The following is a 13,902-nucleotide window of genomic DNA, read 5'->3' as shown; positions in this document are numbered from 1 at the left end:
CGACCGGTAGGTAAAGAGGGCGTCGTATCATGAACAACCTTTCCAATGCAAAATCAGAAGATACCAGAAATCGCATTTTCCAGGCCGCTGCCGAACTGTTTGCCAACTACGGCTTCGAAAGAGTCTCCATCCGGCAGATTTGTGAAGCGGTTGGCGTTCAAAAGCCCACGCTTTATTATTACTTTAAAGACAAAGAAACTTTGATTCTGGAAATGATCCGCTTCACGCAACAAATCGTACAGACCGTACGTAAAGATTATGTCGATTGCAAAACAGATTTTCTGGAAAAAATACGCGGGCTGCTTTACGGAAGAAAGTATTTCGTGGAAACTTACCCTCATTTTTTTAGATTTTATGCCATGCTTCATCTGTTTTCTACAACAGAGAAGGTAAGGGCGGAAATGATAACCTTGATGTTGCCTTTGTTAGATGAGTTTGGCGCCATCCTTGTGCAGGGGCAGGAGCAGGGCTACATTGCGCCGGATGAAGACCTGGAAATGTTGATGCAGACGATTCTGGGCACCTTAAACGGCCTGAGCATGCGCAAATTTGTTTTCCAGGAAGAAGCCGCCTTTTCGGATGAAAATTTACAGCGCGTGTTTGATTTCTGGCAAAAACATTTGTTTTTGAATCCCAAAAAGAGAGGATGATTATGAGAAAAACGGTCATTACCATATCGTTGATTTTTTGCATCCTTAAAATGGGCGTTTCCGGCGATATCATCGCTTTAAGCTGGGATCAGGTAATGGAATTAGGAATGCGGCAAAATCTGGAACTCCACATGTTGCGCCAGGATGTAAACCATCAAAAATTGAATGTGTACAGGGCCATGAGTGATTTTTTACCCACTTTAAATTACAGTTTTCAGGCCGTAAACAATGTGGAGCTGCCGGTGCTGGTCTTCATGGGCAACCAGTTTCGCATCGGCACAAAGTACAATTTTACGCATGCCCTGCAGGCGCAGTATCCGCTATTTCTGGGAGGCGCGCGCATTGTAAATTTAAAGATTCAAAATCACGCCCGGAAGTCGCTGCTGCAGATGTTGAAGGGCAAAGAAGAAGAGATCGTTTTAAAAGCCATCGAAGCCTATTTTCAGGTCATCTTAAGCCGCGATTTATTAGCCGTCAGCCGCAGGGCGCAGCAGGCGGCCCGGGCCAATTTCCAGCAGGTTAAAAAGTTTTACGAAGCGGGAGCCGCATCGCAGCTGGATTTTTTACGGGCCCAATCAAAGCTTTCTCAAACCATTCCCGCCGTTACATCGGCTTTAAATGCACTGCGCATGAGCGAAGAAAATCTAAAATATATTTTAAATATCAGCGTGCACGATTCCGTGGTCGTGCTGGATAGTCTGGCAGAAAAAGATTTTTTGGGGCCGTTAAAAGAACTCGAGTTAACGGCGTTACAGCAGATGGCGCAGGAGAGTCGTCCGGATTTGAAAAGCCTGGAACATCAGCTTCAGATCGGGGGCCAGAAGGAGTGGTTAGCGGGCTCGCGATTTTTACCGCAAATTGTGGCTGCCGCCAGTGTGCAGCATCAGGCCTTTCTGGAAACCGCCGCGGTAAAATCAGAAGACTACACCAGGGCAAAGTCGGCTTCTATCTCCCTGCAGTGGCCGCTGTTTGAAGGCGGAAAGCGTGTGCTGGAATGGCAGCAGGCCGTTATTCAAAAGCGGAAGGCCGCCTATCAAAAAGAGCTGCTCAAACGAACCATCATGCTGGAAGTAAAAAACAATTGGAATCAATTCCGCTTGAGTAAGCAAAATTTAAAAAGCTTAAAACAGGCTTTTGAAGAAGCTAAAGAGACGTTGCGTTTGGCAAACCTTACATACAAAGAAGGCGTAAGCACGCAGGTAGAAGTGTTGAACGCGCAAACGGCTTTTACAGACGCAGAGGCGCGTTACCGTAAAGGCATTTTTGACTACAACATCGCCCAGCTTAAATTGCTTAAAGCCCTTGGTAAGCTTCATTGGCTCTGGCAGTCCAATGGTACGGAAAATTAAGGGAAGGAGAACGATCATGCAGAAAACGATTATCTGGTTCATGCTGCTGGCTTTTTTATTTGCCTGCCAGAAGAAAACAGAGCAAAGCGCTGAACGGGCCGTTCCCGTCAGTGTGCTGGTTATAAAGCCCGATTCCATTCGGACCTTTATTGAGATTACCGGCAGTCTGCAGGCCAGTAATGACGCTCTGGTGTACAGTCGGCTTTCGGAAGAGGTAAAAGAAATCGTAAAGCCCGTGGGCAGTAAGGTGCGGAAAGGGGCGGTTATTGTTCGCCTGGACGATTCCATGGTGCTGCAGGCTAAAAAGCAGGCCGAAGCGGCGCTTGCTTCGGCCAGGGCGCGTTATCAAAAGGTGAAGCAAGATTTTGAACGGTATCAACGCCTGTACAAACAACAGGCCATTAGCCAACAGCAGTGGCAGCAAATGCAGGCCGCCATGCAGGAAGCCGAAGCCGCTTTAAGGCAAATGGAAGCAAACCTGGCTCAGGTCAGCGAACAATTTGAGCACAGCCTGATTAAAGCGCCGTTTGACGGTCTGGTAGGCAGCGTCTATTTTGATGTGGGACAGATGGCGGCCGCCGGACAACCGGTGGTTAAAATCATTAATCCCGATTTAATGAAGGCCAAACTCTACATTCCCGATAGTTATTACCATCGTTTAAAGGTCGGCCAAAAGGTTTACGCTCACTTCCCCGCGCAGGCCGGAAAGGAATTTACGGGCCAGGTTATTAGAATCGACCGGGCCATTGATCCGACCAGTCGCACGGTTGCCGTGGAAGCCATTTTCCCCAACGAACACGGCCTTTTAACCTCTGGTTTGTACGGACTGTTCAAAATAGAATTGCAGGTCCGTCGCCGGACGGTGGTGGTTCCGGATAACGCCATTCTTTCGCAAACCAGTGTGCGTGTGGATCCACAAACCGGCAAACCCACCGCCCACCGTAAATACTACGCTTTTGTCGTAAAGCAGGGAAGGGCGGCGCAGACCGAAGTCCGTACCAACTTAAGCGCCGGCGACCGCATCGAAGTTGTCCAGGGCTTAAGCTTTGGCGATTCTCTGATTGTTGTGGGACAACGGATGATTAAAGACGGGCAGAAGACAAAAGTGGTGGAAGCGTATTGATCTTTCTTTTGGCGAAAGATGGAAATAACGAAATGGAGAGACAATGAAATTAGTCGAAATTTCCATAAAAAAACGCATTACCTTAAGCATGATCTATTTGATCATCATCGGTTTTGCTTTGTTCTCGTTCTCACAGCTTAAAGTGGATTTGTTCCCGGATATTGATTTTCCGGTGGTCGGCATCATAACCGAATATTCCGGTATCGGCCCGCAGGACATGGAAAACCTGGTTGCCCGCCCCATCGAAGAGGCTGTTTCGGCCACCAAAAACGTTAAAAAAGTTTCTTCGCAGGTCAGTCAGGGCGTTTGCCTTACCCTGCTGGAATTCGACTGGGGTACCGATATTGACAAAGCCGAAAATGACGTGCGTAAACGCATCGATCTGGTGCGCGATTTTTTGCCGGAAGAAGCCAGCGAACCGTTGACTTTTGCCTTTGATCCTTCCATGATGCCCATCAATTTTATTTTGATCAATTCGCCCACCATGGGCCCGGCCGAACTGCGTCAGCTGGGCGAAGATCGGATTGAACCTTTGCTGGAACGCGTGGAAGGCGTGGCCACCGTAGAAACCCAGGGCGGCCTGGAGCGGCAGATTAATGTGCGGCTCGATCCGGTTAAGCTGGCGGCTCACACTCTTTCGCCGGTCGATGTGGTACGCGCCATTCGTTCGGCGGGCGGATTGCTACCGGCCGGAAGCATTGAAACCTCAACAACCAATTTTAATTTGCACATTGCCAGCGAATTTAAGTCGCTTGACCGCTTAAAACAGGTCGTCTTAAAATATGAACGAGGGCGTCCGCTCCTTTTAAAAGACGTGGCCACAGTCGAAGATGGATTTAAAGAACTGCGCAGCGACGTGCGCGTCAATTACAACCAGGGCGTTTACATGCGCGTCTTTAAGCAGTCGGACGCCAACACCGTGCAGGCCTGCCGCAATGTGCGTCAGGCTGTGGAAGAAATGAAAGAATTCTTGCCCGAAGATGTTGAACTAAAAATTGTGTACGATCAGTCGGACTATATTTTACGTTCGGTTGGCAACCTTGGCGACACGGCCTTTCTGGCCTTTATCATTGCCTTTGCTGTGATCTATTTCTTTTTGCGCAATTTCCGCGGAAGCATCATCATGGGCCTGGCCATACCGGTTTCAGTGATTTCGACCTTTGCCGTGATGATGCTGGCCAATTTAACTTTAAATATCATTTCCATGGCTGGTCTGGCGCTGGCCATCGGTATGCTGGTCGATAATTCCATTGTGGTGCTGGAAAATATCTACCGACACAGAGAAATGGGCCAGGAGCGTTCGGCGGCCGCCAACAACGGCGCCTCCGAGGTGGCCATGGCCATTACCGCCTCTACCTTAACGACCATCGGCGTGTTTTTGCCCGTGCTGTTTGTGCCGGGCATTGCCGGCGAATTATTCAACGACATGGTGGTTACCATTGCCTTTAGTTTATTTGCCTCTCTAATGATCGCCCTGACCCTGGTGCCCATGCTCAGCGCCCGCCTGCTGAAGACAGAAGCCGAGATGACCAGAATCAGATTGGCCAGATTTAAAAATTGGGTGACGCTTCTTCTCCAACGTCTTACGCAACGCTACATGGCGCTTTTACGCTGGGCTTTGCGCCACAAGTCGGTGGTGATTGGCCTGACCACCGTATTGTTTTTAACATCTCTTTCATTGATTAATTTCATTGGCGGTGAGTTTCTGCCCAAATCGGATCAGGGATTTATTGCTTTAACTATTTTGCGCGAAAAAGGCACGCCGCTCGATCAAACGCGTAAAACTGTTTTACAACTGGAAAATATCATAAAACAGGAGATTCCGGAGGCCAGCGACGTGCTGGCTATCTTTGGCTCAGGAGAAGGCATCTTTGCTCTGTTTGGGGGCGCCGGTAGCGAAGCGATCAACCTGCGCATTCGCTTAACGCCCATGGAGGAACGTTCCCGTTCGCAAATGGAAATTGAAGACGCGCTGCGTAAACGGCTGGATCAAATTCCGGGCATCACCTATCAAATCATTCAGCAGGGAATGATTTCCACCGACCGCGCCATTGAGGTGAAGTTTTTCGGACATGATCTGCATCAGGCAAAGCAATTAGCGGAACAACTCAAGGAAAAAATGGAAAAAATTCCCGGCCTGGTGGATATCGATCTCAATATGAAAGAAGGGGGCCAGGAAATACGGATCATTCCCGATGTGCGTCGGCTGAACGATTTAAAACTCTCGCCTTTGCTGGTGGCCGACATCATTTCCACAGCCATTCAGGGCAAGGTGGCGGCACGCTTCCGTGAGTCCGGCGACGAGTATGATATTCTGGTGCAACTGGACAGGCCATTCCGTAACAGCAAAGAATCATTGCGACATTTGCTTATTCCCACCTTCAGCGGCAAAATGATACCCCTGGAGCAGGTGGCGCGCATAGAAGAGACGGATGCGCCATCGACCATCTACCGCGAAAATCAGGAACGCTTTGTCTCGGTTGGCTGCGAGCTTTCGGATATCGATCTCTCCAGCGCGGTGCGTATTATTCGCTCCCTGATTGATGAGCTGAACGTTCCCGCGGAATTTCAGGTGGTGATTGGCGGAACGGCGGAAGATCAGCAGGAGTCGTTTTTTTACCTGACTATCGCCTTTTTTGCCGCTATTTTGCTGGTGTACATGATCATGGCCTCACAGTTCGAATCGCTGCTCGATCCGTTCATCATCATGTTTACCGTGCCGCTTTCGATCATCGGCGTTTTGTGGGCGCTGTTTATCACCGGCACCACCCTTAGCGTAATGGCGCTGGTGGGCATCGTCATGCTGGTGGGCATTGTGGTCAACAACGGTATTGTGTTGGTGGATTACATCAACCAGTTGCGCCAGCAGGGAAAGGGACTGTACGAAGCCGTCGAACAAGGCGGCCAGGTGCGTTTGCGTCCGGTTTTGATGACGGCCCTGACCACCATTTTAGGCATGGTTCCCCTGGCGCTTGAAGTGGGCAGCGGATCGGAAAACTGGGCGCCGCTGGCCAGAGCGGTCATCGGCGGTCTGACCACCAGCACCTTGCTGACGCTGGTCATCGTTCCTGTGATGTACGTTATTTTTGAACAGGTGGGCGATAAGGTGCGAGTCTGGTGGGAAAAATTGTAAGGCGAGTTGGGGGTAGGGATTGCCGGCGCTGGTCCTCACCCCTTGCCCCCCCTTCCCTGGGGCTGTCCCGAAAGTCAAAGACAATGTATTTTTTTAAATTTTTTCTTTCCTTCACCCCCTTTCCAAGAAAAAGATTCTGGAAGAGTGGGAAGAACTGTTCGTTGGAAATTTTTCTCCAATGATGTTCAATGTTTGCGCATTTGTAAATTTCTATTCAACCATTCAACCATTCAACCATTCAACTAATCAACCAATCCAGCAGCACAAAAATTTTCGAATCCCGCCAGGTCGGGACTAGATTCTACGAAGGAAGTATTCTAAACCACTAAATTTCTAAACGGCTAAACCTTTCCTCCGCCTCGCCCCGGCCTACTTTGGTTTTCTCTTTAAAACGCGCGTGTTGTTTAAAATTACTTTGCTAACGCGTTGGGTCAAAGGAATTTTTTGCGTGCCGGACTCGCTAAGCAGGTCATGGCGGATTTCAAGGCAGAGCCTGGCCAGTTCGCTGGAAATTTCATCAATGTCCATTTCCGAAAAGTGTTTATCTTCCGAACTCTTTAAAAAGACATTCAAAAAGTTGCGATACTGTTCCAGAAAACGTTCGCTGGAAACCAGAGACAATTTATGCGTCAATGCCCGTAAGCGCATAAAATCTTTTTCGCTTATAGTGGGCTTGGAAAGCATTTCTTCCACATAGTCCAGAAACTGTACGTAAAAATTGGTTTTGAGCTCAATGTACTTAATGTTTTCTTCTTTTTTTAACTCTACTTCGGTTTGCTTATTCAGCAATAAGGCGGTAATTACAATGGTGGCGATGGTCCCCAGAAAAACCAGAATAATTTCCTGAGTAAAGGGGAAATCGCTACTAATAAGATAAGCCGAGCGCAAGAACAAATAGCCGCCGACAAAGGTAATGGCTACCAGTATCAAATAGATCCATTGCGTTTTTGTATGAGTGGTCATTTTTACCTCGCTATTGAATCAAACTACTAAAAAGTAAGATTTAGACGGCATTTAGGCAAATATTGTTTGAGTTTACGCTAATAAGGTATTTTTTCCATTTCAACGGGGAAATCTTTTAAAAGTTAGTCGGTTTTTATTGAAGTGAGAAAATTCTCTTCCGTCAGGGCGGGAGAGAAATGACAAACCACGATTTTTAGAGCGAACTCATGTTTGATAACCGGTTATTTTTGCGTTACGCCTAAAACATTAGGAAGCGGCCAGAATTGCGTGTTGTCGTCGTTTTCATTAAACCCCGTTTCGTAACTGCCCATTAAACGCAGTTCCACATCCCCATATTTAAAAAACAAAGAGGCCTCCGGTCCGCCTTCCAGGTGTTGCGCGCACACCAGATCGATAGGCAGGCTTAGTAAGATATTATTGAACTCGTACATGGAATGAGGAGCGCGGCTAAAAATTAACAATACATTGCCGTTTTTATCCTGGCCAAGAGCGGCTTCAGACCAGCGTCGTGATTGCGGCTTCCAGCGATTTTCACGCGGTTTGCGGATCAGGCGTAAGTTTTGAATCAGGCATTGATAATCTTTAAGAATCTGATCAAATGAAATGCGCTCCAGATCAAAAATCATAAATGGAAATTTGTCGGAATCATAAGGATTAAAGGCCGCGACCGAACGATAATGGTTGATCTGTGAATTGTTGATGTGCTCAAAATTTTTCATGTATCCCACATGCGTTTTAAAATCCGTGGCGAACATGCCGGCATTGGTAACCGCAATGAGTCGATAGCGTTTTGCCCATTGCCGGGCGGTAAGAGGGCGGTGGTTCAGTTGTGAAACGCTTAATAATTTGAATTGAAATTTGCCGGGGTTGATTTTTACAATCGTTATTTTAGACGCTTTGGCGGCTTTCATTTCAGGTGATGTAAAACGCCCTAAATACAAACCGTCGGCTATTTTTTGCCACTGTCCCTGTAGGAGAAAAGGTAGAAGCAAAATCAGAGCGCTTAATTTGATCAGACGCATGGCAAGGTCACCTCACTAAAGTTTAACTCCAAGGCAGCACAGCCGCAAACAATTTTTTTGGCGCAGATTGCGCAGATAGAAATAAAAGCATCTGTGTAGATCAGTGCGAACTGCGAAAAGCACATACTTCCACCGTTGAAACAACAGAAGAATTGCAGATTGTCCATTCAACCATTCAACCATTCAACCATTCAACCAATCAAACACTTCAGAATCAAAAAAATTTTCGCATCCCGCCATGGGGAATGGCGAGATCGATCTTACGAAGGAAATTTTCTACTCAAAATAAATTATCTGGTGGATTGAAATCAAGTTTTTCTCAAATGTTCACGAAAAAAATTTTCACAATTTTGAATTTTTAATTAGTTTGTTTTTTAAACGAAAGAACACTGGAAAAAAGGAGGCCCAGATGGAATTTCAATTATCCGTAAAACATTTGCTGTTGATGTTTGCTTTTATATTTCTTATCATCAACTGTGGAGGACCTTCGCAATTGAAAATTGAGACAGCCAGATATTCAATCATTCCCAAGCCGCAAAAACTGACCGAAAAAAATGGTAATTTCAACTTAAATTCTGATACGAAACTGGCGATTGTCGGTCAGGACGAAAAACTGGCGGGGTTGGTCGATTATGTGCGTCAGCAGTTTGGCGTTCCCACCGGCTTTGCCTTCGAAGAAGCGCCGGATGCGCAAAGCAATGTCCTTATCCTTAAAATTGATGAGCAGGTGAAGGGCAAGGACGGCAGTTATCGTTTAACGGTCGATCCCGATAAAATCGAAATTACGGCGCCAAACGCCCGCGGCCTTTTTTATGGATTACAAACCGTGCGGCAGCTTTTGCCTTACGCCATTGAGAGTCGCGATCTGGTGGAGGGCGTTGAGTGGAGCCTGCCCTGCGTGGAAATTGAAGACGGGCCGCGCTTTGTGTATCGCGGCATGCATCTGGATGTAGGCCGTCACTTTTTTCCCGTGTCGTTTATTAAAAAGTACATCGATTTACTGGCCTTACAAAAGATGAATTATTTCCACTGGCATCTAACCGAAGATCAGGGCTGGCGCATCGAAATCAAAAAGTACCCCAAACTCACCCAGGTGGGCGCCTTTCGCAAGCAAACCATAACCACCCATGCTTCCAAAAAACCTTATATTTACGATGGCCAACCTTACGGCGGCTTTTACACCCAGGATGAAATCCGTGAAATTGTGGCCTATGCGCAAAAAAGGTTTGTGACCATCGTGCCGGAAATTGAAATGCCCGGCCACTCATCCGCCGCGCTGGCCGCCTATCCGGAATTAGGATGTACAGGCGGCCCGTACCAAGTGGCCGATCGCTGGGGGATTTTTAAAGATGTCTATTGCGCCGGAAATGAAAAAACGTTTCAATTTTTAGAAGATGTGTTAAGCGAAGTGGCGGAATTATTTCCCGGCAAGTACATCCATATTGGCGGCGATGAATGTCCTAAAGATCGCTGGAAAACGTGTCCGAAATGCCAGGCGCGAATGAAGAAAGAAGGCTTAAAAGATGAGCATGAACTACAGAGTTATTTTATTCACCGAATTGAAAATTTTTTACTGAGCAAAAATCGCTACATCATTGGCTGGGACGAAATCCTGGAAGGCGGATTGGCCCCGCAGGCCACGGTAATGAGCTGGAGAGGGATAAAGGGCGGAATTGCCGCTGCCAGGCAGCACCACGATGTGATTATGACGCCCACCAGCCACTGTTACTTTGATTATTATCAGGCGGATCCCGCCACCCAACCGCTGGCCATCGGCGGATTTTTACCCTTGCAAAAAGTCTATTTTTACGAGCCGGTTCCCGAAGAGCTGACCGAAGAAGAAGCGCGTTATATTTTAGGCGCCCAGGGAAATGTCTGGACCGAGTACATGGACAATGAAAAAGAGGTGGAGTATATGGCCTTTCCGCGAGCCTGCGCTCTGGCCGAAGTGGTGTGGACGAATAAGGAACAGAAAAACTGGTTTGATTTCCTCAGCCGTTTGCAGGGATTTTACGGCCACCTGTATGCGATGGGCGTCAATTACTTTCGCGGCAATGTAGGCGAGTTAATTGAACTAAACAAAAAGCTTCAATAAGGTGCGCGTTTATACAAAACGATGCGAACGAGGTTTTCGATGAAAACCACGAAAGTGTATTTTGTTTTTATCCTTTTTTTGATTGGCTGGTCTTGCAACAACGATCCATTGAATCGTGTGCCGGTAGCGTATCTTCCGGCGGTGCAACAGGCGCTGCAACGGGCCGGAGAAAATCAACGCGCCCTGCTGGAATTTTTAAAGGCCTGTAAAGGCCAGGAAATGGAAGGCGCGGCCTTTTTACTGGCTTACATGCCTCAAAGGGATCTGCAATCATTAAGTCCGGAATTTTTGATTGAGAATATTAAATACGCCTATCAGGCGCGTAAGGTGGCGCCGTGGGGGGATCGGCTGCCGGATTCCATATTTTTTAATTATGTTTTGCCTTATGCCAGTATCCATGAGCGGCGCGACGACTGGCGTAAACAATTTTACGAGAGATTTCTTTCTCTGGTGAAAAACGCAAGCTCGCCGGGCGAGGCGGCCGTTATTTTAAATGAAAAAATCTGGGATATGCTCGACGTCCATTATTCCACCAAAAGACCCAAAGCCGATCAAAGTCCTTTTGAATCCATCGAAGCCGGTATGGCCAGTTGCACCGGACTTTCCATTTTGCTTGTTGACGCCTGTCGGGCGGTGTCTGTTCCTGCGCGCTTCGTCAGTGCGCCCATGTGGTACGATGACAGCGGCAATCACTCCTGGGTAGAAATATGGGACAACGGCTGGCATTTTATCGGCGCCGGCGAACCGGGCCCCCTGGATGAAACGTGGTTCGTAGATATTGCCGGCCATGCCAATAAGCGCGACTGGAAATACCGCATTTACGCTGTGTCGTACAAAAAAACGGCGCTTCAATTTCCGGATTTTTTTGCCCCCGCCGTTGATTATCTTTACGCCATTGATGTAACCGATCGCTATTCGCGGACACCATCGCAACTCCAGGGCCAAAACGTTGCATTGCGCATTAAAGTGCTCGACCGAAAAAGCGGACAACGGCTGGCCCTGCCCGTTCGCTTATTTTCCGGAAAAACGCTCATTGCCAGCGGACGCTCCAGGGGCGAACGCAGCGATCTGAATGATGTGTTGACATTTAAAGCGCCGCCCGGCGCGGTATTGACGGTAGAAGTCATTAATAATGGTAAAAAAATTACGCGACAGCTTAAAACAGGCTCTGAAAAAATCCAGCAGGTGATTTTGGAAGTGGATTGAGGTTCTAAAGGTAGGCGTTTGAAGGATGATTCTACTCTTTAAAGCGCGATTGGTCATTTCGATCTCTGGCAGGAGCGGGGGAGAGAAATCTTGTAGCTTGGATAAAAAGCGGCTTATTTTTGTGGTACCAGATTACAAAAAAAATTGCGAGCGTCATGCAGAAGGCGAAGTTTTTGAAAACGGATGGAACGTAAATTAATAAACTTAATTGGGGCTAACGATGATGACTTTAGACGAGTTTCAGAAATTTGCACACCAACTGGTCGATTGGATGGTGGATTATTATCGAAATATCGAACATTTTCCGGTTAAATCACAGGTTGAGCCCGGAGAGATATTGAACCAGCTGCCGCAGGAGGCGCCGGAAAAGGCCGAAGATTTTTCAACCGTTTTTGAAGATTTCAAACAGATCATTTTACCGGGCATGACGCACTGGCAAAGTCCGAACTTTTTCGCCTATTTTCCAGCCAATGCCAGCTATCCGTCGCTGCTGGCAGAGATGCTTACCGCCACTCTGGCAGCGCAGTGCATGATATGGGAAACCTCTCCGGCGGCTACCGAACTGGAAGAACGCGTCATGGACTGGCTTAAGAAGGCCATGGGGCTTCCGCCGCAGTGGGAGGGTGTAATCCAGGACACGGCTTCCACTTCAACTCTGGTCGCCCTGCTCACGGCTCGTGAAAGGTATTCTGAGTTTAGCGCCAACGAACGGGGGATGGCTCCCTTTGCTCCATTGCGCGTTTACTGCTCCACAGAAACCCATTCTTCCATTGAAAAGGCTGTTATGCTGGGCGGCTTTGGAAAGGAAAATCTGGTAAAGGTGGCGGTTGACGAACAATTACGCCTGGATCCTTCCGCTCTGGAGAAGGCCATTGAACGGGATCTGAAGGCGGGGAAGAAGCCACTGGCCGTTGTGGCCACACTGGGAACCACCGGCACTACAGCCATCGATCCTTTAAAGCCCATTGCCGCCATTTGCGCCAGATATGCCCTGTGGCTGCATGTGGACGCTGCCTTTGCCGGAACGGCCTTGCTTTTGCCAGAATACCGCTGGATGATTGAGGGCGTAGAACAGGTCGATAGCTTTGTGTTCAATCCCCATAAATGGATGTTCACCCATTTTGATTGCTCGGCCTACTACGTTAAAGATCGCCAGGCATTACTGCGCACCATGTCTGTTTTGCCCGAATATCTAAAGACCAGTACGCGGGGCAGAGTAAAGGAATACCGCGACTGGGGCATTCAACTGGGCAGGAGATTCAGGGCGTTAAAATTGTGGTTTGTTTTGCGCAGTTTTGGTCTGGAGGGCATCCGGCAAATCCTGCGTAATCACCTGCAATGGGCCGCCGGGCTGGAAGAGGAAATCAAAGGGCAAAACGATTTTGAAATGATGGCGCCGCGCACGTTGAATCTGGTCTGCTTCCGCTATCATCCGCCTGCGGTAAGCGATGAACAAAAACTGGATGAAATCAATCAGGCTCTTTTGCAAAGATTAAACGCTTCGGGCAGGCTGTTTTTGACGCACACGCGCGTGCAAGGCAAATACACCTTGCGCATGGTAACCGGCCAGACCTATTTGCAGAAAAAACATGTGCAGCAGGCCTGGCAGTTCATTAAGCAGACTGCGCGCGAAATGACTTTGTAAAACACAGGTAAGCGACTCGTTCACTCAGCCAGCGGCTATTTTGTCATTGTAGGCCTGTTCCAAACATCCCGCAGGGATTTTTGAGAATAACGCGGCAGTTCACTGCCGGGAACAAAGGACAAGCACTCAATTTGAATACTTACCACCATGGTTCAGCCGTCCCTGCCGGGACGGGATTGGCGGTTGGGGTTGTACATTTTCCCCGCCGTTGAAACAGCGGACTATTTTCAATCGTCCCTGACGGGACGGATTCAATGGCGTTACGTAGTGTGAAATTTTTGTAGATATGTCAAATTCTTGTTGAGGTAAAAAATAAATCCCGTAGGGATGTTTGAGAATAACGCGGCAGTTCACTGCCGGGAAAAGGGAAACCACCCAAATGAAAAAATGTCCCGTAGGGACAATTGCATTACCATTCCGCCCTGTTTCAGCCGTCCCTGCCGGGACGGGATTGGCGGTTGGGGTTGTACATTTTCCCCGCCGTTGAAACGGCGGGCTATTTTCAATCGTCCCTCCGGGACTGTTTTTTGTTATGGTGTATTTTCTCCCGCTGATGAAACGACGGGCTATTGTCGGCCGTCTCTCCGGGAGGTAATTATTGGCCGTACGGAATGTAAATTCATATAGATATGTCGAATTTTCGTTTGGGGAAATTAAATCCCGTAGGGATGTTTGAGAATAACGCGGCAGTTCACTGCCGGGAAAAGGGAAACCAC

9 protein-coding genes are annotated in these 13,902 nt (G+C 48.1%); 7 read left to right on the top strand and 2 right to left on the bottom strand.

All coding sequences use genetic code 11. The features are described 5' to 3' along the window. Window positions 1–29 precede the first annotated feature (29 nt). Genes Cabys_RS10900 through Cabys_RS10885 form a run of 4 tightly spaced genes read left to right on the top strand, consistent with a single transcriptional unit; the run spans window position 30 to window position 6,255 of the window. Window positions 30–650: a TetR/AcrR family transcriptional regulator gene (locus Cabys_RS10900; protein WP_006930490.1), complete on the top strand. Its 621-nt coding sequence runs from the start codon at window positions 30–32 to the stop codon at window positions 648–650. Window positions 651–652: 2 nt separating this feature from the next. After that, window positions 653–1,999 (top strand): TolC family protein, encoded by a 1,347-nt coding sequence (locus tag Cabys_RS10895; RefSeq protein WP_006930489.1) that lies wholly within the window; start codon window positions 653–655, stop codon window positions 1,997–1,999. Window positions 2,000–2,015: 16 nt separating this feature from the next. Further along, a complete protein-coding gene (locus Cabys_RS10890; protein ID WP_006930488.1) occupies window positions 2,016–3,122 on the top strand; it encodes an efflux RND transporter periplasmic adaptor subunit in 1,107 nt (368 codons plus the stop codon). Between the two features lie 43 nt (window positions 3,123–3,165). Then, window positions 3,166–6,255 carry an efflux RND transporter permease subunit gene (locus tag Cabys_RS10885; protein WP_006930487.1) on the top strand — a complete coding sequence of 1,030 codons (3,090 nt, stop codon included), beginning with the start codon at window positions 3,166–3,168 and terminating at the stop codon, window positions 6,253–6,255. Window positions 6,256–6,624: 369 nt separating this feature from the next. On the opposite strand, the gene Cabys_RS10880 is transcribed toward Cabys_RS10885, so the two are convergent. Further along, the gene (locus Cabys_RS10880; RefSeq protein ID WP_006930486.1) at window positions 6,625–7,218 is read right to left on the bottom strand and encodes a hypothetical protein; all 594 of its coding nucleotides are present in this window, start codon (window positions 7,216–7,218) and stop codon (window positions 6,625–6,627) included. A gap of 221 nt (window positions 7,219–7,439) precedes the next feature. Continuing rightward, the gene (locus tag Cabys_RS10875) at window positions 7,440–8,240 is read right to left on the bottom strand and encodes a phosphodiester glycosidase family protein (protein WP_006930483.1); all 801 of its coding nucleotides are present in this window, start codon (window positions 8,238–8,240) and stop codon (window positions 7,440–7,442) included. A gap of 409 nt (window positions 8,241–8,649) precedes the next feature. Here Cabys_RS10875 and Cabys_RS10870 point away from each other — a divergent pair, with 409 nt between their 5' ends. From Cabys_RS10870 to Cabys_RS10860, 3 genes are all read left to right on the top strand, one after another. Beyond that, on the top strand, window positions 8,650–10,335 hold the full coding sequence (locus Cabys_RS10870; protein WP_006930482.1) for a beta-N-acetylhexosaminidase: 1,686 nt from the start codon (window positions 8,650–8,652) through the stop codon (window positions 10,333–10,335). 39 nt (window positions 10,336–10,374) lie between these two features. Continuing rightward, window positions 10,375–11,541, top strand: coding sequence for a transglutaminase-like domain-containing protein (locus Cabys_RS10865; RefSeq protein WP_006930481.1), 1,167 nt, complete (start codon window positions 10,375–10,377; stop codon window positions 11,539–11,541). A gap of 220 nt (window positions 11,542–11,761) precedes the next feature. Continuing rightward, entirely contained in the window at window positions 11,762–13,186 is a 1,425-nt protein-coding gene (locus tag Cabys_RS10860; protein ID WP_006930480.1) for a pyridoxal phosphate-dependent decarboxylase family protein, read from the top strand. The last annotated feature ends 716 nt before the right edge of the window (window positions 13,187–13,902 follow it).

Origin of the sequence: Caldithrix abyssi DSM 13497, from assembly GCF_001886815.1 — a bacterium.
In the GTDB taxonomy this organism is placed as follows: Bacteria; Calditrichota; Calditrichia; order Calditrichales; family Calditrichaceae; genus Caldithrix; species Caldithrix abyssi.
Note: the sequence above shows the minus strand (reverse complement) of the source record. Positions and strands in the feature narration are given on the sequence as shown.